This window comes from Pseudomonas sp. FSL L8-0168, assembly GCF_037976155.1.
GTDB classification, from domain to species: Bacteria; Pseudomonadota; Gammaproteobacteria; order Pseudomonadales; family Pseudomonadaceae; genus Aquipseudomonas; species Aquipseudomonas paracarnis.
In genome coordinates, this window is sequence record NZ_CP150262.1 from 5,901,026 (window position 1) to 5,922,568 (window position 21,543).

A 21,543-nucleotide genomic window follows, 5' to 3' on the forward strand; every position below is an offset into this window, starting at 1 on the left:
CAGTATACAGGCTGTTGAGTGGCGGTCAGTGTCCGGCGGTTTTCGAGAACAGCTGAATCACCACCACGCCCAGCACAATCAGGCCCATCCCCAGCATCGCCGGCACATCCAACTTCTGCCCGTAGATGAACAGCGCCGCGATGCTGACCATGACGATGCCCATCCCGGCCCATACCGCGTATGCCACGCCGACCGGCACGGTGCGCACCACCAGAGTCAGCATCCAGAACGCCACGCCGTAACCGACGATCACCAGCAACAACGGAATAGGGGTGCTCCAGCCTTTGATGGCTTTCATGGAAACGGTGGCGATCACTTCCGAGCAGATGGCGATGGCCAAGTAGTAGTAGGCGGCATTCATGGGGCAATCCTCGAGGTGATGCGCATTTGATAAGGTCGGCATTCTAGAGGTTCGCCAGATGGGGTAAAGTCATTACCTATCTGGAATTGAGATGGGTTGAGCCATGAGCGTGCAATGGGATCTGGAGCAGATGCGCCTGTTTGTCAGCGTCGCCGAGCAGCGCTCGTTTTCTGCCGTGGCGCGTGGGCAGCGCAAGGCGCAATCGGCGGTCAGCAGTGGTATTGCCCTGCTGGAGGCTGACTTGGGCGTTGTCCTGTTCGAACGTAGCAGCGGCCGGCAACCGCGCCTGACCGAGGCCGGCAGTGTGTTGTTGGAGGAAGCGCGTGAGGTGCTGCGCCAGTGTGAGCGCCTCACGGGCCGGGCGTTGTCGTTGACCCGCGGCGAGGAAGCCTGCCTGCGCCTGGCTCAGGATGAGGCGATGTTGTTCCAGCCTGTGCTCGACAGCCTGGAGGCGCTGGCCGTGCACTACCCGCTGCTGGAGGTGCAGTTGTCCAGCGCGGCCCAGGGCGATGTGGCGCGCAAGCTGGTGGAGCGCAAGGCGGACCTGGGGCTGTTGTTCTATCACGACCAGATTCCCGAAGCCCTGGAGCGAAGGGTGGTGGGCAGCGTGGAAATGGTCACGGTGTGCGGAGTCAATCACCCGTTGGCCAAGGAGCAGTACGTGACGTGCCAACACCTGGCCCAGTTTCGGCAGTTGCTGATGTCGACCCAGACCAGCGTCTACCCCGGCAGCGAGGCGGCCAGCCCCCTGGTGTGGCGCGCCGACAGCTTCTACGTATTGGCCGAATGGCTGATGAGTGGCCTGGGCTGGGCCTGGCTGCCTCGGCATATCGTGCAATACCCGACCTACCAGCAACAGATGGTCGAATTGGCCAGCGAGTGGACCCCGCCCGCCCTGGTGGTGGAACTGGTGTGGCGCCGCGACGAGCACCTTGGGCCTGCCGCGCGCTTCCTGGCCAAACGTTTTGCCGAGTGCTTGCAGGCGATCGACTGAAAAAGCCGATAAACTCCGCCGCCATGAATAGAACTCTCTACAGCTGTCTGTTTTACCTGGCGCTGCCGTTGGTGGCTTTACGCTTGTGGTTGCGTGCGCGCAAAGCGCCGGCCTATGCCAAGCGGGTGGGCGAGCGGTTTTCCTATGGCTTTCCGGTGATGCGGCCCGGCGGGATCTGGGTGCACGCGGTGTCGGTCGGCGAAAGCATTGCCGCCGCCCCGATGGTTCGCGGCTTGTTGGAGCGTTATCCACAGCTGCCGATTACCGTCACCTGCATGACGCCCACCGGTTCCGAGCGGATCCAGGCGTTGTTCGCCAACGAACCGCGCATCCAGCACTGCTATTTGCCGTACGACTTACCGTGCGCCGCCAAGCGTTTTCTCGACCGCGTGCAGCCTACGCTGGCGGTGATCATGGAAACCGAGCTGTGGCCCAACCATATCCACGCCTGTGCCCAGCGCGGTATCCCGGTGGCGCTGGCCAATGCACGGTTGTCGGCGCGTTCGGCCAAGGGGTACGCGCGATTTGCCAAGCTGACGGCGCCGATGCTGGCAGAAATGAGCCTGTTCGCCGTACAGACCGAGACCGAGGCCGAACGCTTGCGCAGCCTGGGTGCACGTCCTGAAACCGTGGAAGTGACCGGCTCGATCAAGTTCGACCTGAGCATCGACCCGCAGTTGACGGCCCGCGCCGCTGCCCTGCGTGAACAATGGGGCGCCAGCGAGCGTCCGGTCTGGATCGCCGCCAGTACCCACGAAGGTGAAGACGACGTGGTGCTGGCCGCTCATCGCCAGTTGCTGGCGAACTATCCCAATGCACTGCTGATTCTGGTGCCCCGTCATCAGGAGCGCTTTGGCCCTACGTTTGAGCGCTGCGTGCAGCAAGGGTTTGCCACCGTGCGTCGCTCCAGCGGCGAGCCGGTTACCGAGCACACCTCGGTGCTGCTCGGCGACACCATGGGCGAATTGCTGTTTCTTTACGCCCTGGCCGACAGCGCATTCGTCGGCGGCAGCCTGGTGCCGACCGGCGGGCACAACCCGCTGGAACCGGCGGCGCTGGGTAAACCGGTGATCATGGGCCCGCATGTCTTCAACTTCCTCGACATCACCGCGATGATGCGCGACGCCGGGGCTTTGCGAGAGGTGGACGATGCCGATGGGCTGGCCGAAGCGGTGCGACAGTTGTTTGAGTTGCCCCAGGACGCACGCAAGATGGCGCAGGCGGGGCTCAAGGTGATGCAGGCCAATCAGGGCGCGCTCAAGCGTTTACTGGACGGTTTGGACAAACTGATCAAACACTGACAACACCAACCCAATGTGGGAGCTGGCTTGCCTGCGATAGCATCACCTCGGTGTACCTGATGTACCGAGGTGTCTGCATCGCAGGCAAGCCAGCTCCCACATTTTAATAGCCGGGGCGGGCCTTGAGCTGTTCGGCAGCGGCTTTGGCCAGGTCCGGCGGCAGGAAGTCTTTGTCCGGGTTGTAGTCAGCCTTGAGATAGCGCGCCAGATCCTGCAAATCCCCCGGGTTGAGCGTGCCGGCCGCCTGCTTCAAGCGCAGGTTGTCGAGGATGTAGTCGTAGCGGCTGTTGTTGTAGTTGCGCACCGACGCGTACAGCTGGCGCTGTGAGTCCAGCACGTCGACGATGTTGCGCGTGCCCACCTGATAGCCGATTTCCGTGGCTTCCACTGCGCTCTGGTTGGAGATGATCGACTGGCGGCGCGCTTGCACCTGCTCCACATCGGTGTTGACTGCACGGTGCAGATTGCGGGTGTTTTCCACCACTTGGCGGCGCAGGCCTTCACGTTGTTGCTCGGTCTGGTCGAGGCGCGAATAGGATTCGCGCACTTGCGAGCTGGTAAGGCCGCCGCTATAGATCGGGATGTTCAAGCGCAGGCCGACGGTGCGTTGCGACACATCGCCACCGTACGGGATGGGCAACTGATTCGGGTTGCTGAAACCCAGGGCGTCGTTGTCGCCTTTTTCGTATTGCGCCACCGCATCGAGGGTCGGCAAATGGCCGGCCTTGCGCTGCCGAAGGGTTTCTTCGGCGGCGGTTACCGCGTAATTGCTGGCGAGCAGGTTGAGATTCTGGCGCCCGGCGGTTTCGACCCAGGCCTTGGCGTCGTTCGGCGCCGGCGGCAGCACCGGCAGCGTATGAACGATGCCCTGGATCGAATTGTATTGGCGGTTGGTCAGGGTGATCAGCGCTTCGAAAGCGTCGTCCACCTGACGCTGGGCCAGGATGCGGTTGGCCCGGGCAGTGTCGTAGCTGGCCTGGGATTGCAGCACATCGGTCTTGTCCGACAGGCCCACATCGAAGCGTTCGTTGGACTGGTCGAGCTGGCGCTTGAAGGCATTTTCTTCGGCTTTGGTCGACGCCAGGTTGTCCTGGGCACGCAGCACGGCGAAGTAGCTCTCGGCACTTTGCAAAATCAGGTTCTGCTCGGAGGCCGACAGTTGCAGCGAGGCTTGCTCGTTGACCGCTTGTGCGGCTTGCAGCTGGAACCAGCGGTCGGCGCGAAACAGCGGCTGGCTCAGGGTGGCGCGCCAGGAGTGGGCGTCACGGTTGGCCGTGGCGGCCGGTTGATCGATCTGGGTGCGCACGTTATTGCTGTCGGCACCGGCCGACAGATTCGGCAGCAAACCTGCGCGGGCCTGGGGCACCACTTCTTTTTGCGCGCCGTACTGCGCACGGGCAGCGGCCAGGTCGGCGTTGTTGTGCGCCGCTTCCTGATAGACGCTGACCAGGTCGGTGTTGGCGGACAAGGGCGCTTCAGCTGCCCAGACCAGTCCGTTGGTCGCACAAGACACGGCAACAGCCAGTGAGAGTTTGCGCAGCATGAGGCGATCCCTAATTTTAATATTACGACTATAATTTAGCGCTCAAGGCTAAGGCTGGCCATTCCTGGCGTCAAGCCTTGAAGCAGTGCCCGAGTGTAGTGGCCGGACCTGCGCACAACAATCCCACGATCGCGCCATTCATCACGCTGAATGCACCGCTATTGGCAATTTGCCCACGCCATGGTCTAGACTGGCCGCGTTCTTGTCGGGGTGCCTTGTTGGAAGGCTGAGATCGGTAAATACCGGATCCCGTTGAACCTGATCAGGTTAGCGCCTGCGTAGGGAACAAGATTTCTCGTCACCCGGCGAGTCCTCTTGTGCTTCGTCCGGGATGTTGTTCGACAATCGAACAGCCCTCGTGCGCCAAGCACAGCACTGGTTACAGTGCGTCCGTCCGTCACAGGTTCGCTCCGACAAAAATCCACCGCCTGGATAAGTTGGAGAGCCCGTGATGAGTACAAAACTAAAAAATACCGTGCACCTGAGTGAATCGGCCAAGGTCGACTCCGGCTCCGTGCAGCCGTTTACCCGCTCGCAGAAAATCTACGTGCAGGGCTCCCGCCCGGATATTCGCGTGCCGATGCGCGAGATCAGCCTGGACGTCACGCCCACCGATTTCGGCGGCGAAATCAACGCGCCGGTTACCGTCTACGACACCTCAGGCCCCTACACCGACCCGAATGTGATTATCGACGTGCGCAAAGGCCTGGCCGACGTGCGCTCGCCGTGGATCGAAGTACGCGACGACACCGAGCGCCTGCCCGGTCTCACATCGCACTTCGGCCAGCAGCGCTTGAGCGACGCCGAACTGACTGCCCTGCGTTTTGCCCATGTAAAGAACCCGCGCCGCGCCAAGGCCGGTGCCAACGTCACGCAAATGCATTACGCGCGCAAAGGCATCATCACGGCCGAGATGGAATACGTCGCCATCCGCGAAAACATGAAGCTTGAAGAAGCCCGTGCCAGTGGCTTGCTGGATCAGCAGCATGCCGGCCACAGCTTCGGCGCCAGCGTGCCGAAAATCATCACGCCTGAATTCGTACGCGAAGAAATCGCCCGGGGCCGCGCGATCATCCCGGCCAACATCAACCACACCGAGCTGGAACCGATGATCATCGGCCGTAACTTCCTGGTGAAGATCAACGGCAACATTGGCAACAGCGCCCTGGGTTCGTCCATCGAAGAGGAAGTGGCGAAGCTCACCTGGGGCATTCGCTGGGGCTCGGACACGGTGATGGACCTGTCCACCGGTAAACACATCCACGAAACCCGCGAGTGGATCATCCGCAACTCGCCAGTGCCAATCGGGACCGTGCCGATCTACCAGGCCCTGGAAAAAGTCGGGGGCGCCGCCGAAGACCTGACCTGGGAGCTGTTCCGCGACACCTTGATCGAACAGGCCGAGCAGGGCGTCGACTACTTCACCATCCACGCTGGGGTATTGCTGCGGTATGTGCCGCTGACTGCCAAGCGCGTGACCGGCATCGTCTCCCGTGGTGGTTCGATCATGGCCAAGTGGTGCCTGGCCCACCACAAAGAGAACTTCACCTACACGCATTTCGACGAAATCTGCGAAATCATGAAGGCCTATGACGTCAGCTTCTCCCTTGGCGATGGCTTGCGCCCGGGTTCGATTGCCGATGCCAACGACGCCGCGCAATTCGGCGAACTGGAAACCCTGGGCGAACTGACCAAGACCGCCTGGAAGCACGACGTGCAAACCATGATCGAAGGCCCCGGCCATGTGCCGATGCAGTTGATCAAGGAGAACATGGACAAGCAACTGGAGTGCTGCGACGAGGCGCCGTTCTACACCCTAGGCCCGCTGACCACCGACATTGCGCCCGGCTATGATCACATCACTTCGGGTATCGGCGCGGCAATGATCGGCTGGTTCGGTTGTGCCATGCTCTGCTACGTCACGCCCAAGGAGCACCTGGGCTTGCCGAACAAGGATGACGTGAAGACCGGGATCATTACCTACAAGATCGCGGCCCACGCGGCCGACCTCGCCAAAGGCCACCCCGGCGCGCAGATTCGCGATAACGCCTTGAGCAAGGCGCGCTTCGAGTTCCGCTGGGAAGACCAGTTCAACCTCGGCCTGGACCCGGATACCGCACGTTCATATCACGATGAAACCTTGCCGAAGGATTCGGCCAAGGTCGCGCATTTCTGTTCGATGTGCGGGCCTAAGTTCTGTTCGATGAAAATCACCCAGGAAGTGCGTGAGTACGCGGCCAACCAGCGCATCGATGCGGTGGATGTGGATGTGGCCAAGGGCTTGGCCGAGCAGGCTGAGCGGTTCAAGCAGGAAGGTAGCCAGCTCTACAAGAAGGTCTGATCCATAGGCGGCGGTGCCTGCACCGCCGTCATCGCGGGCAAGCCCGGCTCCCACAGTTGGCCTAAGTGGACACAGATTTTGTGTTCACAGCCGGTCCCCTGTGGGAGTCGGGCTTGCCCGCGATAGCGATCCGACAAACACCCACTCTCCCCTGCAATAACAACCGATCAGCGGCGTGCCGGCATCAGCTCAGGCTTGATCACGCCGGTGAGGCGCGTATAGGGCAGGGTGATTTCGATCAGCCCCTGTGCGTAAGGGGCGATGGTGCTGACGTTGTACTTGAGCACCACGCCGCCGCTGGTCAGGGCCACGTTCGGGGTTTTCTGAAACGGCCAGCTCTTCACGAACTCCGGATCGCGGTCCATCTTGGTGCTGATCAACCAGCTGTTGTGGGCGACTTTAGCGGTATTCCAGAACGCCTGCTCCTGGCCGGGCAGCAGCATGTCGGCCAGGGTCAGTTCCTTATGCAGAATCCGTGAATAGTTGATAAACCCGCGGCCTGGCTCGCCGTGGGCGACGCCGGTGTCCAGGTAGCTGGACACTTCAACGATCACCAGTCCGTCATGCTGGTCACGTACCTTGGCTTGCAAGTACATGCCGTGGCGGTCAGGCGACTCACGCAGGAAGGTGTTCCGGTAGGCGTTCAGGCTCGCCGGTACGCTGGCGCCAGGCGTGGTGCGGGTCATTTGCAGCAAACGCTGTTCCACCAGGCTGTCGAGTTGTGGCTCGGTGGGGAAATGCACGGTGTCGATGTTTACCAGCGGGCAGGCCGGGCTATCACAGCCGGGCTTGATCTGCTCCGATTTGTCGGTGGTAACGTCCAGCGGCTTGAGATAGGCAGGTTGGAACAGGCTCTGGCAAGCACCCAGGGTCAAGGCAATACAGGCCACGGAGGCGATTTTTAAAAGCGACATGTGTGTCCTTCGTAAATCGATGGAAAGCGAAAAGAGTAGCGCTTGGACTGCCAACGTGGCCGCCAGTTCGCCACTAAACTGATTGCAGTGAGTTTGACGCTCGCCGCCTCTCCCGGCAACCGCAAAGGGGCTGCATCAACGGGCGTCGGCGCGTTAGGATGGCGCCCATTGCACGAGCTTAACGAGGGACACCATGACGGACATCGCGAAGTCGACGCCGAACAAAATCGAGATTGTTCAGCGTGACAATGCCTATAAAGGCTTCTACAAGCTCGATCGCGTGCAACTGCGCCACGAAAAATTCGACGGCGGCATGAGCCGGGTGATCAACCGCGAGGTGTTCGTGCGTCACGACGCCGTATGCGTGCTGCCCTACGACCCGCTGCGCGATGAGGTGGTGCTGATCGAACAGTTCCGCGTCGGCGCCATGGGCCGCGCCGATAACCCCTGGCTGGTGGAGATGGTCGCCGGCCTGATTGACAAGGATGAGCAACCCGAGGAGGTTGCACACCGCGAGGCCGAGGAGGAAGCTGGGCTGACATTCTCCGCGCTGTGGCCGATCACCAAGTATTTCCCATCGCCGGGCGGCAGTACCGAATTTGTCCACCTGTACCTGGGCCGTTGCGACAGCTCGGGCGCGGGTGGCGTCCATGGATTGGAAGAAGAAGCAGAAGATATCCGCGTCACCGCCTGGGCCTTCGAAGATGCCTTGCAGGCAGTGCGCGATGGCAAGATTTCCAACGCAGCCAGCATTATCGCCCTGCAATGGCTTGCGCTTAATCGCGCGGAAGTGAGGGGGTTATGGCAGTAAAGGCACGGGAACGTTATCGAGTAGACCTGATCGGGCTGCAAGCGGCCTGCGAGGCCAACTATGCGCGGCTGATGCGCCTGCTCCCGGACATGCGCCACGCCCCCCAGGCGCGGCGCATTGCTGTCACCCATGGCGACCAGATGCTCGGCGTGCTGACCCTGGAAGTCATTCTCACCTGCCCGTACACCACCACCCTGCGGGTGCGCCAGGAACACAGCCTGCCGTGGTTGCCGGTGCCGCAACTGGAAGTACAGGTCTACCACGACGCCCGTATGGCCGAAGTGATAAGCGCCGAGCATGCGCGACGCTTTCGCAGCATCTATCCTTACCCGAATGTGTTCATGCACCAGCCCGATGAGAAAGCACAGCTCAATGTGTTCCTCGGTGAATGGCTCAGCCACTGCCTGGCCTTGGGCCATGAGTTTGAAGTGGTGCGGTAGAGGTGAACTGCGTCTGCTTCCTTGGGTTTCCTCTTTGTGTCCTGCCCCAGCATAATCGCGCCAAATGTCCATTCCTGTAGTTGCCAGGGAGAGCGCCTTGCCGAGCGTATCCGCCGTGAATCCTGATGCCGTGTTGCTGGTGCAGTTGTCCGACAGCCATCTGTTTGCCGACGCTGACGCCACGCTGCTGGGCATGAACACCCGTGAAAGCCTGCAGCGGGTGGTCGAGCTGGTGCGTGCGCAACAGCCGGCCATCGACCTGATACTGGCGACCGGCGACTTGTCCCAGGACGGCACGCTGGCGTCCTATCAACAGTTTCGCGATTTGACCGCTCCCCTTGGCGCCCCGGCGCGCTGGATTCCCGGCAACCACGACGAACCGCAGGTCATGGCCCAGGCTGCCATGCACAGTGATTTGCTCGAACCGGTGGTGGATATCGGCAACTGGCGTATCACCCTGCTGGATTCGGCGGTACCCGGGTCGGTGCCGGGTTACTTGCAAGACGAGCAACTGCAACGGCTGGCGCAGGCCTTGAGCGAAGCGCCGGATCGCCATCACCTGGTGTGTTTCCACCATCATCCGGTGCCCATCGGCAGTGCATGGATGGAGCCGATTGGCCTGCGCAACCCCGAGGCTCTGTTTGCCGTGCTTGAGCGCTTCCCGCAGACAAAGGCATTGCTTTGGGGCCATGTGCATCAGGAAATCGACGGCGAGCGCAACGGTGTGCGACTGCTGGCTTCGCCGTCCACCTGTATCCAGTTTGCGCCAGGGAGTGAGGATTTCCAGGTCAGCGAGCAGGCACCGGGTTATCGCTGGTTGCGCTTGCATGGCGACGGACGGTTGGAAACGGGGGTGGAGCGGGTCAAAGGCTTCGCTTTTACGGTCGATTACGGCAGCAACGGCTATTAAGGCCTGCAAACACTGATCAAAAGGTGGGAGCTGGCTTGCCTGCGATGACGGTGTACCTGGCGCTGGCTCGTTGACTCAATCGCCGCCATCGCAGGCAAGCCAGCTCCTACATTGGGTCCGCTTCTGCCTGCATTCCCTGTAAACTGCGCCTCTTTGGCCCCAGCACGGAGAGCCCGGCATGTCCGCTTCGATCCTGTATATCCACGGCTTCAACAGTGCGCCGGCTTCCAACAAGGCCAGCCAGTTGACCACCGTGATGGGCACCCTCGGCCTGTCCGACCAGTTACGCGTACCGGCGCTGCATCACCACCCTCGTCAGGCAATTCTTCAATTGGAGCAAGCGATTGCGCAACTGGGCCGGCCACTGCTGGTCGGCAGCTCGCTCGGCGGCTACTATGCAACCCATCTTGCCGAACGCCATGGTCTCAAGGCGTTGCTGGTCAACCCGGCGGTCAGTCCCCATCGGATGTTCGACGGTTACCTGGGCACCCAGAAGAACCTCTACACCGATGAGACCTGGGAGTTGACACAGGACCACGTCACGGCCTTGGCCGAGCTGGAAGTACCGGCGCCCCAGGATGCCGCGCGTTATCAGGTGTGGTTGCAGACCGGGGACGAAACCCTGGATTATCGCCTGGCCCAACAGTATTACCGGGCCTGCGCCTTGCGCATCCAGGCCGGTGGCGACCATGGTTACCAGGGGTTCGCCCAGCAATTGCCGGCACTGTTGTGCTTTGCCGGCATTGGCGCAGATCAGTTTCAATCCTTCGATTTTTCGTCACTGTAGAAAATCGCAGGTCACTTTTTAATCGAACGACTCACGACGAGACCCCATGGCCACTCCCAGCGCTAGCTCTTATAACGCCGACGCCATCGAAGTCCTCTCGGGCCTCGACCCGGTGCGCAAACGCCCCGGCATGTACACCGACACCAGTCGGCCGAACCACCTTGCCCAGGAAGTCATCGACAACAGCGTCGACGAAGCCTTGGCCGGGCACGCCAAGTCGGTGCAAGTCATCCTTCACGCCGACCATTCCCTGGAAGTGTCCGACGACGGTCGTGGCATGCCGGTGGACATTCACCCCGAAGAGGGTGTGCCGGGCGTCGAGCTGATCCTCACCAAACTGCATGCCGGCGGCAAGTTCTCCAACAAGAACTACCAGTTCTCTGGCGGTTTGCACGGCGTGGGTATTTCCGTGGTCAACGCGCTGTCGACCCTGGTGCGGGTCAAGGTCAAGCGCGATGGCAACGAGTACCAGATGACTTTCGCCGATGGCTACAAAGCCACCGACCTGGAAGTGATCGGCACCGTGGGCAAGCGCAACACCGGCACCAGCGTGTACTTTGCGCCGGACCCCAAGTATTTCGATTCGCCCAAATTCTCCATCAGCCGCCTCAAGCACGTGCTCAAGGCCAAGGCTGTGTTGTGCCCGGGGCTGCTGGTCAGCTTTGAAGACAAAGGTACCGGCGAGAAGGTCGAGTGGCACTACGAAGACGGCCTGCGCTCTTACCTGGAAGACTCGGTCAGCGACTTCGAACGCCTGCCCAACGAGCCGTTCTGCGGCAGCCTGTCGGGTAATAAAGAAGCGGTGGACTGGGCGCTGCTGTGGTTGCCCGAAGGTGGCGACAGCGTGCAGGAAAGCTACGTCAACCTGATCCCCACGGCCCAGGGCGGCACCCACGTCAACGGTTTGCGCCAAGGCTTGCTGGATGCCATGCGTGAGTTCTGCGAATACCGCAGCCTGTTGCCGCGCGGCGTCAAACTGGCGCCGGAAGACGTGTGGGAGCGCATCGCGTTCGTGCTGTCGATGAAGATGCAGGAACCGCAATTCTCCGGGCAGACCAAGGAGCGCCTGTCGTCCCGCGAGGCAGCGGCGTTTGTCTCTGGCGTGGTCAAGGACGCCTTCAGCCTGTGGCTCAACGAGCATCCGGAACTGGGCCTGGCCCTGGCGGAGCTGGCGATCAACAACGCCGGCCGGCGCTTGAAGGCGAGCAAAAAGGTCGAGCGCAAGCGCATCACCCAGGGCCCGGCACTGCCGGGCAAACTGGCCGATTGCGCCGGGCAAGACCCGATGCGTTCCGAGCTGTTCCTGGTGGAAGGTGACTCCGCCGGCGGTTCCGCCAAGCAAGCGCGGGACAAGGAGTTCCAGGCGATCCTGCCGTTGCGCGGCAAGATTCTCAACACCTGGGAAGTCGATGGCAGCGAAGTGCTCGCCAGCCAGGAAGTGCATAACATCGCGGTCGCCATCGGCGTCGATCCGGGCGCGGCAGACATGAGCCAGTTGCGCTACGGCAAGATCTGCATCCTCGCCGACGCCGACTCTGACGGCCTGCACATTGCTACCTTGCTGTGCGCGTTGTTCGTCCAGCATTTCCGCCCGTTGGTGGATGCCGGTCACGTCTACGTCGCCATGCCGCCGCTGTACCGCATCGACCTGGGCAAGGAAATTTTCTACGCCCTGGACGAAGCCGAGCGCGATGGCATCCTTGACCGCCTGGTGGCCGAGAAGAAACGCGGCAAGCCACAGGTCACGCGATTCAAGGGCCTGGGTGAAATGAACCCGCCGCAACTGCGCGAAACCACCATGGACCCGAACACCCGGCGCCTGGTGCAGTTGACCCTGGAAGACTTCGCCGCCACCTCGGAAATGATGGACATGCTGCTGGCGAAGAAACGCGCCGGCGACCGCAAGACCTGGCTTGAATCCAAAGGCAACCTGGCCGAGGTACTGGGCTGATGCGCACAGGCGTCGCCCTGGCGATCCTGATGTTGAGCGGGCTGGCGGTCACCCAGGTGGCCGCAGCCAGCGTGGCAGAGCTCAAACTGGTCTCGGAACACCCGGTTGACGGCATGCGCGGTGGGAACCTGTCGGGCCTGGCGTTGTGTGGCAACGAGCTGTGGACGGTTTCGGACCGCGATGACGACCAGATCTACCGCCTGGATACCCGTGCGCCGACCTGGAGCGCGCAAGCGCTGACGATCGACGTGCCGCCCGTGCCCGAGTCCGGCCTGCCTTGGGGCTTGCGTTCGCGCACCAAGGCCGCTTCGTTCATACGTGGTGGTGACCTGGACTTTGAAGGCATCAGTTGTGATGCCGCAGGCAACCGCTACATTGTCAGCGAAGCCCATGCCGCGGTGTTGCAGGTACCCGCAACGGGCGCACCCGAGTGGTTGAAAATCGCGCCGGGCATGGTGCGTGAAGCCAGGGCCAGTGGCATGTTGCTGCACTTTAATGCCTTGTTCGAAGGCCTGGCGGTAAACCCTGAAGGCAATCAGATCTGGCTGGCTGCCGAGCGCGAACGCCGTGGCCTGGTCTCGATCAAGCGTGGGCAGAGCGTATGGGATTGCGATGGCCGTTGTGTATTGTTGAGCGAGGCCGGCCAGGAAGTGCAACCGGCGCAGTTCCCCAACGCCAAGGCCGTGTCCAAGGACTTTGCTGACCTGTCGCTGTTCAACGGCAAGCTGTTTACCCTGGAGCGCAATGCGTTCCAGATCTGCCGGCGCGACCCGCTCACGGCCAAGGTTGAGCTGTGCTGGTCGTTTGCCGACGAAGCCCTGACGCCGCAGCGACGTTACCCACAGTCGTATGGCCTGGCTGAAGCCCTGTTGGTGGATGCCGACGGTGCCTGGGTCGGGATCGACAACAATTTCGGCCCGCGTGCCGATGGTGAAAAGCGTCCGATGGTCTATCGTTTTGCCGCTCCGGATGGTGGCTGGAGTGCCCAGCCATGAGTCGAGATTTTTTTGAATTGAATCAGCGCAGCGGCAGTTCCGCTGCGCCTTACCCCATGATGAGGCCCGCATGAGTGACATCCTCGCAGACAGCTTAGATGGCGTAGAACGCCGGTCGCTGGCTGAATTCACCGAAAATGCCTACCTCAACTACTCCATGTACGTGATCATGGACCGTGCCTTGCCGCATATCGGCGACGGCCTGAAGCCCGTGCAACGGCGCATCATCTACGCCATGAGTGAGTTGGGCCTGGACGCCGATTCCAAGCACAAGAAATCGGCGCGTACCGTCGGTGACGTGCTGGGTAAATTCCACCCCCACGGTGATTCGGCGTGCTATGAAGCCATGGTGCTGATGGCCCAGCCGTTCAGCTACCGCTATACCCTGGTGGACGGGCAGGGTAACTGGGGTGCACCGGATGACCCCAAATCCTTCGCCGCCATGCGTTACACCGAGGCGCGGCTGTCGCGTTATTCCGAAGTGCTGCTCAGCGAGCTGGGCCAGGGCACTGCCGACTGGGGGCCGAACTTTGACGGCACCCTCGACGAACCCCTGGTGTTGCCGGCGCGTTTGCCGAATATCCTGCTCAACGGCACCACCGGTATTGCGGTCGGCATGGCCACCGATGTGCCGCCGCACAACCTGCGCGAAGTCGCCACTGCCTGCGTGCGCTTGCTGGATGAGCCCAAAGCTACGGTCGAGCAGCTCTGCGAGCATATCCAGGGCCCGGATTACCCGACCGAAGCAGAAATCATCACGCCGCGCGCGGACCTGCTGAAGATGTACGAAACGGGCAAGGGCTCGGTGCGTATGCGCGCGGTGTACCACATCGAGGACGGCGACATTATTGTGACCGCGCTGCCGCACCAGGTATCGGGTGCCAAGGTGCTGGAGCAGATCGCCGCGTTGATGCAGGCCAAGCCGTCGAAATTGCCACAAGTGGCCGACCTGCGTGACGAGTCCGACCATGAGAACCCATGCCGCATCGTGATCATCCCGACCAACAGCCGGGTGGATCATGAAGTGCTGATGCAGCACTTGTTTGCCAGCACCGACCTGGAGTCCAGCTACCGGGTCAACGTCAATATCATCGGCCTGGACGGCAAGCCCCAGTTGAAGAACCTGCGCAATCTGCTGGTGGAATGGCTGGAATTCCGCGTGCAGACCGTGCGTCGCCGCCTGCAATTTCGCCTCGACAAGGTCGAGCGCCGCTTGCACCTGTTGGACGGCTTGCTGATCGCCTACCTCAACCTGGATGAAGTGATCCATATCATCCGTACCGCCGAGCATCCGAAGGCCGAGCTGATCGCGCGTTTCGAGCTGAGCGAAATCCAGGCGGACTACATCCTCGACACCCGCTTGCGCCAGTTGGCTCGCCTGGAAGAAATGAAGCTGCGCGACGAGCAGGATGCCCTGCTCAAGGAACAAGCCAAGCTGCAAGCCCTGCTGGGCAGCGAAGCCAAGCTCAAGAAGCTGGTGCGCAGCGAACTGATCAAAGACGCCGAAACCTATGGCGATGACCGTCGCTCGCCTATCGTCGAGCGCGCTGAAGCCAAGGCACTGACCGAAACCGAGCTGTTGCCCAACGAGAAAATTACCGTCGTTCTGTCGGAAAAGGGTTGGGTTCGCTCCGCCAAAGGGCATGATATTGACGCCACCGGCCTTTCGTACAAAGCCGGTGATGGCTTCAAGACCGCTGCCGCCGGGCGTTCCAATCAATTCGCGGTGTTTATCGACTCGACCGGGCGCAGTTATTCGGTGCCGGCCCACACCCTGCCGTCTGCACGGGGGCAGGGCGAGCCGTTGACCGGGCGCCTCACGCCGCCACCGGGGGCGAATTTCGAGTGCGTGCTGTTGCCGGACGATGATTCGCTGTATGTCATCGCCTCCGACGCCGGTTACGGTTTCGTGGTCAAGGGTGAAGACCTGCAGGCCAAGAACAAGGCGGGCAAGGCGCTGTTGAGCCTGCCGAACAATGCCAAGGTGATCCTGCCAAGGCCGGTGGAGGATCGGGAGAGTAACTGGCTGGCGTCGGTGACCACCGAAGGGCGCTTGCTGGTGTTCAAGATCAGCGACTTGCCGCAGCTGGGCAAGGGTAAAGGCAACAAGATCATCGGGATTCCCGGTGACCGGGTGGCCAGTCGCGAGGAGTATGTGACTGACATCGCCGTGGTCCCGGAAGGTTCTACCCTGGTGCTCCAGGCCGGCAAGCGCACGTTGTCATTGCGCCCTGACGACCTTGAACACTACAAGGGTGAGCGTGGCCGGCGAGGTAACAAACTGCCACGAGGCTTCCAGCGAGTGGATGCCTTGCTGGTCGAAACGCCGGTTTAAGCGGTACTAGAGGCCTCGATCTACGATTTAACGCGTAGATCGATGCTTTCGCGCTGGAGTCATGGCGCATATTCACGGATGATATGGCCTTTCCAGCGCCGGCGTGGCCGAGCGTGTTCAGGTTATTTTTAGTATTACATTGTGGTTCGCCTTGTGGCAGCCACTTGGATGGGATGATGACTGCTCCACGCCTTCCTCTATTTTTGATGCTCGCTGGCCTTTTGGGGTTGGCGGGTTGCAGCACACATCAACCGGTGTCGCTGTACCAGCTGGACAGCGGAAGTCCGGCTCAGCCAGCCCAAACCGCTGGCATGGCCGTATTGCTGGGGCCGGTAGTGGTTGCCGATTACCTGCAACGCGAAACCCTGCTTCAACGTCAGAACGACGGCAGCCTGCAAGGTTCCACAGATGGTCGTTGGGCCGGTAGCCTGTCGTCGGATATCAACCAGTTGATGTTGCGTCAGGTCGCCGGCCAGCTGGACAGCCAGCGTGTGGTCCTGGCACCGGGACCCTCCGGGTTTACCCCGGATGTACAGGTGTTGCTGACCATTACGCGGCTGGATTCCGGCAAGTCGCAACCGGCGATCCTGGATGCACAGTGGCGCCTGATCGACCGTCGCGGGCAGGTGCGGGACAACCGCATTGTGCATCTGCAGGAAGAGCACGCCGGCACCACTGCGTCCCAGGTCCAGGCCCAGGGTGTGCTGTTGCAGCACTTGGCACAGCAGTTGTCGGTGGCGCTCAAACCATTGGCCAACCAGCCGCCGATTGCCGAAGCGCAACCGCGTAAGCAGGCCCCCGCCCAGGCCAAGCCTGCGGCCCCGGAAAAACCGAAGATGCCGATGGCCACGCCGATTCGTACGGACTTGGAAGTGTTCAGATTCTGATCTGAATGGCGCACAAACAAAAGGCCCGCTGAATAAGCGGGCCTTTTTGTTGGGCTGCGATTTAAGCTGCACCACAACCCAAATGGGGGGGGCTTGTGTGTGAGCGGGCTTGCTCGAGAATCAGGTGTGTCAGGGGCGCATCAGCTGACTGACACGCCGCCTTCGCGAGCAAGCCCGCTCCCACATAAGCCCAGCTCCACAGTAGGTATAACGCTATGCCTCAGGGCTTACGGGTCTCATGCATCCGCGCCAACTGACGCTCCAGCATCGACGGATACGGCTCCATCAACCGCTCCACACAACTGGCCCCTTCAGGGCTGGCAATCGGGCGGATACGTGCGCGTTGGCGGATCAGCGTGTCCTCACTGATCTTGCGCTCCACCAGCAGCAGGTTACGGCTGTGCTGGGACAAGGCCAGGGCATCCTGGGCGATTTCGGTCAGCAGCAGGTCGATCTGGCTGATGCCAAACAGGTCGTCACCCACGGTTAGACCCAGCTGCAGTTGCAGGGTAATGCCGCTGTCGGCTACTTCGATCTGCAGGGCATGGCCCAGGGCGCGCAACAGCTCGCCGCAGCAGATGGCATTGGTCAGGTAGTCCTCGCCGCTGTCTTCGCTGTGGAACAGCATCAGCGTGCTGCCATCGTTCAGGGTGTGCAGTTCGCTCTGGTAGAGCGAAGCGGCCTGGTCGAGGCAGTCACGGTAGCGTTCGAGCAGTTCGGTCAGGCGGGCGCGGGGCAGGCGGCGCAGTTGCTCCTGGGCACCCAGTTGCACGGCGAGTACAGCACTGTGCTGTGGCTCGGCGTTCTTGACCGCAACCGGTTTGGGCGCAGCGACTGGGGCGGCTGCCGAGGTGTCGCGCAGGTCGGCGAACGGGTCTTCGTCGTCCAGCTCGTCTTCCTCGGCCTTGATCACATGGCGCGGCGCAGGCTTGAGGCCGGCCACCGGGGCGCTTTCGTCGAAGCCTGGGTCGCGCAGGTCGCGCACTTCAAACTCAGGCTCGTCGTTGTAGTCCTCGGTGTCGTCGTACTCAGGCTCGGGCTCGACTTCAGGCGCTTTCGGCTCCGGGGCAAAGCTGGTGTGGAGCTGGCGCGCGAGGTCGCCGATTTCGTCCTGGCGATCGGTGGCCGGGGTGTGTTCGTCGATATCTCGCAGCCAGATGCGCAGTTGCATCAACGGCGTGGAGATATGCCGACCAAGGCGCAGGCTCAAGGCCAGGGCCAAGGCCAGCAGGATCGCGCTCAGGATGCCCATGCTTTGCAGGCTGATGGTCATCGGCTGCTGGAACTGTTGCATATCAAGGCTGATACGCAGTTGGCCGGCCTTCACGTCCTGGAACGTGATATTGCTCTGATACAGGCCTTCGGCCTCACCGAGCAGGCCGTTTTTCGGGCGCTGCCCGGCCTCGGCCATGATCCGGTTGTCCACGCTATAGATGGCGGCGTGGGCCACCAGCGGGTTCTTGGTCAGGTTGTTGAGCAATACGTTGAGGCTGAGGATGTCGTTGGACACCAGCAACTCAGTCGCCGAAGTGGCAGTCTGGGTTGTCAGGCTCGCGCCCAGGGCGTCAGCTTGCTCGTGCATGGCCTGCTTGAACTGCAAACCCATCACGCAGGCGTAGATCACCAGGGCCAGAGCGACCAGGATCACGTTATGGCTGGCGATGCGCAATGCAATCGGTACACGGCGATGGCGCAGTGCCCGGAAGATCAGCAGGAAGAAGTTATCGGTTTTTACTGGCGTGGGCCGGTTCACTTGCGCTCGGCTCTTGGTCCGTGAAGTTGACGCGCAGTATAGCGACAGGCCCCTGGCCGGCAAAGCGCTGCCTGTGCCCGATGGTCACTGAAAGTGGGTAGAATGCGGTTTTTTTCCAGCCTGGGGGTGCGCTTTGCGCGAAATTGTCCTGATCAACATCACGGGTGAAGACCGACCGGGTCTCACTGCAGCCATTACCGGCGTCCTGGCCCAGGGTGGTGTGAACATTCTCGACATCGGCCAGGCAGTGATCCACGACACCTTGTCGTTCGGCATCCTGGTGGAGATACCCAGCACCGAACAGGCCTCCTCGGTACTCAAGGACATCCTGTTTACGGCGTATAAGCTCGATCAACAGGTACGTTTCACCCCGGTGTCCGAAGCTGACTACCAGCACTGGGTCGAAGGCCAGGGTAAAAAACGCCATATCGTCACCCTGTTGACCCGCAAGGTAACGGCTGAGCAACTGCAGCGCGTCAGTTCGATCACCGCGCAATACGGATTGAATATCGACCATATTGACCGTCTGTCGGGTCGCATGCCATTGGACACCCCGGCTGACAAAGGCAAGGGCTGCATCGAGTTCTCCGTGCGCGGTGAACCGGCTGACGCGCAAGCGCTGCGCGCCGACTTCCTGAGCGTGGCCCAGGAACTGAATGTCGATATCGCCTTCCAAGAAGACTCCCTGTTCCGTCGCAACCGCCGCTTGGCGGTGTTCGACATGGACTCCACCTTGATCGAAGCCGAAGTCATCGATGAGCTGGCCAAGGCGGCCGGTGTGGGCGAGCAAGTTTCTGAGATTACCGAGCGCGCGATGGCCGGCGAGCTGGATTTTCGTGCCAGCTTCAAGGAGCGTCTTGCGCTGCTCAAGGGCCTGGACGTGGGCGTGTTGGACTCGATCGGCGCGTCGCTGCGCCTGACTGAAGGCGCCGAAACCCTGTTCGCCGAACTCAAGCGACTGGGCTACAAGACCGCCATCCTGTCCGGCGGCTTCACGTACTTCGCCAAGCAGTTGCAGGCCAAGCTGGGCATTGACTATGTATTCGCCAACGAGCTGGAAGTGGTGGATGGCAAAGTGACTGGCGTCGCGGTGGAGCCGATTGTCGACGCCCAGCGCAAGGCCGACCTGCTCAAGGAATTGGCCCATAAGGAAGGCTTGCGCCTGGAGCAGACCATTGCGGTCGGCGACGGCGCCAATGACTTGCCGATGCTGGCGATTGCCGGGTTGGGCGTAGCGTTCCGTGCCAAACCGTTGGTCAAGCAATCGGCCAAGCAGGCGATTTCGACACTGGGGCTGGATGGCGTGCTGTATCTGCTGGGCTTGCGTGACCGCGACGGTCAGCTATAAGCCGATCTCACTGTCACTGATCGTTCCCACGCTCTGCGTGGGAACGCCTCCAGTGACGCTCTGCGTCACGCTTTGGGCGCAGAGCGCCTCGGGCTGCATTCCCACGCGGAGCGTGGGAACGATCAACTGCAATATCAGGCTTTAGCGGCGGCGATACCCTGGCCCATCTGCACCGGCGTACCCGCTGCCAGTTCTTCAGCCCACTTCACCTGGTCCGGCCCGAACAGCACGATGGCAGTGGAGCCCAGTTTGAAACGACCCAGTTCCGCACCCTTGTCCAGATGAATCGGCGCGCGGGCCGCTTCGTCGTAGCGGAAGGTTTTCAGCTCGCGTTTCGGCGGCGTTACCAAACCGGCCCACACGGTTTCAATCGACGCAACGATCATCGCACCTACCAACACCACGGCCATCGGGCCGCGTTCGGTGTCGAACAAGCAGACAACGCGCTCGTTACGGGCGAACAGTTCCGGCACGTTTTCGGCGGTGGTCTGGTTGACCGAGAAAATCCGCCCTGGCACATACACCATCTCGCGCAGGGTACCGGCCAGTGGCATGTGCACCCGGTGGTAGTCCTTGGGCGACAGGTAAATTGTCGCGAACTCGCCGCCCATGAACGGCGCAGCCATTGCGGCATCGCCACCGAGCAGTTCCAGCACGCTGAAGCTGTGGCCCTTGGCCTGGAAGATACGGCCATGTTCGATCGGGCCTAGCTGGCTGACCGCGCCATCGGCAGGACTCAACACTGCACCTGGGGTTGGATCCAACGGGCGGGCGCCGTCTTTCAGCGCGCGGGTGAAGAAGGCGTTGAAGTGCTCATAGGCGCTCAGGTCTTCCACCAGGGCCTGGGACATGTCCACCTGGTAGCGCTTGGCGAACCAGGCAGTGAAGGCGTTCTTGAACCAGCGCACGCGGCACTCGGCGATGCAACCAGCCAGGCGCGACAGCAAGTGGTGCGGCAGCAAGTACTGGCTGAGGATAAACAACTGCTTTTTCATAACTGTCCTTAAACCTTAAATCTCAACGGGGGTGTCGGGGTGGTTGCCCCATTCGCCCCAGGAACCGGCATAACCTTTGACTCGCGGATAACCGAGCGCCTTGGCCACCAGGTAGGTGAAGCCAGAGCGGTGGTGAGTCTGGCAGTGGGTGATGATTTCTTTGTCTTTGGTCAGCCCGAGGTCTTCGAGGATTTGCGGCATGTCACGGCGGATACGCAGGTTGCGCGTCTTGTCCATGCCGGCAGTCCATTCGAAGTTCACCGCGCCGGGAATGTGGCCGCCCTTGGCTGCGAGCACTTTCTCGCCGGAATACTCCAGCGGGCCACGAGCGTCCCAGATCCCCAGGTCGGCCGCGCCGAGGCGGCTTTGCAGGTATTCGCGGGTGGCTGTGGGGCCGTCGTGCAGCGTAAGGCTGACCGGGCCGCCGGCTGCTGGGGGCACATCGGTGGAAAGCGGGTGCCCTTCCTCCAGCCAAGCCAGCAGGCCGCCGTCGAGGTAGTGATATTTCTGGTGGCCGATCACGTCGAGCATCCAGATAAAACGCCCGGCCCAACCGCCGCCTTCGTCGTCGTAGACCACATAGGTGGCGTCCGGGGTGTGGCCCAGTTCGCCGAACAGTTTTTCCAGGTCGGCCTTGCTTGGTAGCAGGCCGGGTGCCGGTGGCTGTCCCAGTTGGGTGCGCTTGGGGTCAACGAAATGCGCGCCGGGGATATGCCCTTCGGCGTAGCGGGCGACACTGGTGAGGTCTACCAGTATCAAGAGCTTGGAATCGAGGCGACCCAACAGGTCGGCGGATTCGATCACCAGCGGCAAGCCAGAGAAGTCAGGCATGTGAGGTCTCCTGGGCACAAATGTTGGCGATAAAGGCCGGTGATTG

18 protein-coding genes and 1 riboswitch are annotated in these 21,543 nt (G+C 61.6%); of the genes, 12 read left to right on the forward strand and 6 right to left on the reverse strand.

What is annotated here, in order from left to right; all coding sequences use genetic code 11:
• Window positions 1-25 precede the first annotated feature (25 nt).
• Complete coding sequence (locus tag MHH62_RS26995; protein ID WP_003188013.1) at window positions 26-361, reverse strand: multidrug efflux SMR transporter; 336 nt, start codon at window positions 359-361, stop codon at window positions 26-28.
• A gap of 103 nt (window positions 362-464) precedes the next feature.
• On the opposite strand from MHH62_RS26995, the gene MHH62_RS27000 reads away from it, so the two are divergent.
• A complete protein-coding gene (locus MHH62_RS27000; RefSeq protein ID WP_014716644.1) occupies window positions 465-1,355 on the forward strand; it encodes a LysR family transcriptional regulator in 891 nt (296 codons plus the stop codon).
• A 23-nt stretch (window positions 1,356-1,378) separates the two neighbouring features.
• Window positions 1,379-2,656, forward strand: a complete 1,278-nt coding sequence (gene waaA / locus MHH62_RS27005) for a lipid IV(A) 3-deoxy-D-manno-octulosonic acid transferase (RefSeq protein WP_014716645.1) — start codon at window positions 1,379-1,381, stop codon at window positions 2,654-2,656.
• A gap of 103 nt (window positions 2,657-2,759) precedes the next feature.
• On the opposite strand, the gene MHH62_RS27010 is transcribed toward waaA, so the two are convergent.
• Complete coding sequence (locus tag MHH62_RS27010) at window positions 2,760-4,199, reverse strand: TolC family outer membrane protein (protein ID WP_014716646.1); 1,440 nt, start codon at window positions 4,197-4,199, stop codon at window positions 2,760-2,762.
• Window positions 4,200-4,395: 196 nt separating this feature from the next.
• A riboswitch (TPP riboswitch) is annotated at window positions 4,396-4,501 on the forward strand.
• 149 nt (window positions 4,502-4,650) lie between these two features.
• On the opposite strand from MHH62_RS27010, the gene thiC reads away from it, so the two are divergent.
• Window positions 4,651-6,540, forward strand: coding sequence for a phosphomethylpyrimidine synthase ThiC (gene thiC, locus MHH62_RS27015; RefSeq protein WP_014716647.1), 1,890 nt, complete (start codon window positions 4,651-4,653; stop codon window positions 6,538-6,540).
• A gap of 167 nt (window positions 6,541-6,707) precedes the next feature.
• Here the strand turns inward: thiC and MHH62_RS27020 are convergent, their stop codons facing one another.
• Entirely contained in the window at window positions 6,708-7,454 is a 747-nt protein-coding gene (locus tag MHH62_RS27020) for an RsiV family protein (RefSeq protein WP_014716648.1), read from the reverse strand.
• Window positions 7,455-7,647: 193 nt separating this feature from the next.
• Here MHH62_RS27020 and MHH62_RS27025 point away from each other — a divergent pair, with 193 nt between their 5' ends.
• The 8 genes from MHH62_RS27025 to MHH62_RS27060 all read left to right on the forward strand — a co-directional run bounded on the left by MHH62_RS27025 (window position 7,648) and on the right by MHH62_RS27060 (window position 16,570).
• Window positions 7,648-8,265, forward strand: coding sequence for an NUDIX domain-containing protein (locus tag MHH62_RS27025; protein ID WP_032893869.1), 618 nt, complete (start codon window positions 7,648-7,650; stop codon window positions 8,263-8,265).
• Window positions 8,256-8,705 carry a DUF1249 domain-containing protein gene (locus tag MHH62_RS27030; RefSeq protein WP_003188022.1) on the forward strand — a complete coding sequence of 150 codons (450 nt, stop codon included), beginning with the start codon at window positions 8,256-8,258 and terminating at the stop codon, window positions 8,703-8,705. The genes MHH62_RS27025 and MHH62_RS27030 overlap by 10 nt, the downstream gene beginning before the upstream one ends.
• A gap of 97 nt (window positions 8,706-8,802) precedes the next feature.
• Entirely contained in the window at window positions 8,803-9,615 is an 813-nt protein-coding gene (cpdA, locus tag MHH62_RS27035) for a 3',5'-cyclic-AMP phosphodiesterase (RefSeq protein WP_072434855.1), read from the forward strand.
• Between the two features lie 178 nt (window positions 9,616-9,793).
• The gene (locus tag MHH62_RS27040) at window positions 9,794-10,402 is read left to right on the forward strand and encodes a YqiA/YcfP family alpha/beta fold hydrolase (protein ID WP_014716651.1); all 609 of its coding nucleotides are present in this window, start codon (window positions 9,794-9,796) and stop codon (window positions 10,400-10,402) included.
• A 46-nt stretch (window positions 10,403-10,448) separates the two neighbouring features.
• Window positions 10,449-12,353 carry a DNA topoisomerase IV subunit B gene (gene parE / locus MHH62_RS27045; RefSeq protein ID WP_003188026.1) on the forward strand — a complete coding sequence of 635 codons (1,905 nt, stop codon included), beginning with the start codon at window positions 10,449-10,451 and terminating at the stop codon, window positions 12,351-12,353.
• A complete protein-coding gene (locus MHH62_RS27050) occupies window positions 12,353-13,348 on the forward strand; it encodes an esterase-like activity of phytase family protein (RefSeq protein WP_020301637.1) in 996 nt (331 codons plus the stop codon). The genes parE and MHH62_RS27050 overlap by 1 nt, the downstream gene beginning before the upstream one ends.
• Before the next feature lie 70 nt (window positions 13,349-13,418).
• Window positions 13,419-15,683, forward strand: a complete 2,265-nt coding sequence (gene parC / locus MHH62_RS27055) for a DNA topoisomerase IV subunit A (protein WP_020301636.1) — start codon at window positions 13,419-13,421, stop codon at window positions 15,681-15,683.
• A gap of 173 nt (window positions 15,684-15,856) precedes the next feature.
• Window positions 15,857-16,570 (forward strand): ABC-type transport auxiliary lipoprotein family protein, encoded by a 714-nt coding sequence (locus MHH62_RS27060; RefSeq protein WP_032873461.1) that lies wholly within the window; start codon window positions 15,857-15,859, stop codon window positions 16,568-16,570.
• A gap of 220 nt (window positions 16,571-16,790) precedes the next feature.
• Here the strand turns inward: MHH62_RS27060 and MHH62_RS27065 are convergent, their stop codons facing one another.
• A complete protein-coding gene (locus MHH62_RS27065) occupies window positions 16,791-18,323 on the reverse strand; it encodes a HAMP domain-containing protein (RefSeq protein WP_014716655.1) in 1,533 nt (510 codons plus the stop codon).
• Window positions 18,324-18,456: 133 nt separating this feature from the next.
• On the opposite strand from MHH62_RS27065, the gene serB reads away from it, so the two are divergent.
• Window positions 18,457-19,671 carry a phosphoserine phosphatase SerB gene (serB, locus tag MHH62_RS27070; RefSeq protein WP_003188034.1) on the forward strand — a complete coding sequence of 405 codons (1,215 nt, stop codon included), beginning with the start codon at window positions 18,457-18,459 and terminating at the stop codon, window positions 19,669-19,671.
• A gap of 134 nt (window positions 19,672-19,805) precedes the next feature.
• On the opposite strand, the gene asd is transcribed toward serB, so the two are convergent.
• Together asd and MHH62_RS27080 are read right to left on the reverse strand one after the other, a co-directional pair.
• Window positions 19,806-20,666 (reverse strand): archaetidylserine decarboxylase, encoded by an 861-nt coding sequence (gene asd, locus MHH62_RS27075; protein ID WP_102666004.1) that lies wholly within the window; start codon window positions 20,664-20,666, stop codon window positions 19,806-19,808.
• Window positions 20,667-20,681: 15 nt separating this feature from the next.
• The gene (locus MHH62_RS27080; RefSeq protein ID WP_339232165.1) at window positions 20,682-21,497 is read right to left on the reverse strand and encodes a rhodanese-like domain-containing protein; all 816 of its coding nucleotides are present in this window, start codon (window positions 21,495-21,497) and stop codon (window positions 20,682-20,684) included.
• Window positions 21,498-21,543: the final 46 nt, after the last annotated feature.

Excerpts from the sequence above, each read along its gene's own strand:
- MHH62_RS27010 (WP_014716646.1), bottom strand. The coding sequence starts at position 4,199 with ATGCTGCGCAAACTCTCACTGGCTGTTGCCGTGTCTTGTGCGACCAAC.
- MHH62_RS27025 (WP_032893869.1), top strand. The coding sequence starts at position 7,648 with ATGACGGACATCGCGAAGTCGACGCCGAACAAAATCGAGATTGTTCAG.
- MHH62_RS27040 (WP_014716651.1), top strand. The coding sequence starts at position 9,794 with ATGTCCGCTTCGATCCTGTATATCCACGGCTTCAACAGTGCGCCGGCT.
- MHH62_RS27050 (WP_020301637.1), top strand. The coding sequence starts at position 12,353 with ATGCGCACAGGCGTCGCCCTGGCGATCCTGATGTTGAGCGGGCTGGCG.
- thiC (WP_014716647.1), top strand. The coding sequence starts at position 4,651 with ATGAGTACAAAACTAAAAAATACCGTGCACCTGAGTGAATCGGCCAAG.
- MHH62_RS27000 (WP_014716644.1), top strand. The coding sequence starts at position 465 with ATGAGCGTGCAATGGGATCTGGAGCAGATGCGCCTGTTTGTCAGCGTC.
- MHH62_RS27060 (WP_032873461.1), top strand. The coding sequence starts at position 15,857 with ATGATGACTGCTCCACGCCTTCCTCTATTTTTGATGCTCGCTGGCCTT.
- parC (WP_020301636.1), top strand. The coding sequence starts at position 13,419 with ATGAGTGACATCCTCGCAGACAGCTTAGATGGCGTAGAACGCCGGTCG.
- asd (WP_102666004.1), bottom strand. The coding sequence starts at position 20,666 with ATGAAAAAGCAGTTGTTTATCCTCAGCCAGTACTTGCTGCCGCACCAC.
- MHH62_RS27020 (WP_014716648.1), bottom strand. The coding sequence starts at position 7,454 with ATGTCGCTTTTAAAAATCGCCTCCGTGGCCTGTATTGCCTTGACCCTG.
- waaA (WP_014716645.1), top strand. The coding sequence starts at position 1,379 with ATGAATAGAACTCTCTACAGCTGTCTGTTTTACCTGGCGCTGCCGTTG.
- MHH62_RS26995 (WP_003188013.1), bottom strand. The coding sequence starts at position 361 with ATGAATGCCGCCTACTACTACTTGGCCATCGCCATCTGCTCGGAAGTG.
- MHH62_RS27080 (WP_339232165.1), bottom strand. The coding sequence starts at position 21,497 with ATGCCTGACTTCTCTGGCTTGCCGCTGGTGATCGAATCCGCCGACCTG.
- parE (WP_003188026.1), top strand. The coding sequence starts at position 10,449 with ATGGCCACTCCCAGCGCTAGCTCTTATAACGCCGACGCCATCGAAGTC.
- MHH62_RS27030 (WP_003188022.1), top strand. The coding sequence starts at position 8,256 with ATGGCAGTAAAGGCACGGGAACGTTATCGAGTAGACCTGATCGGGCTG.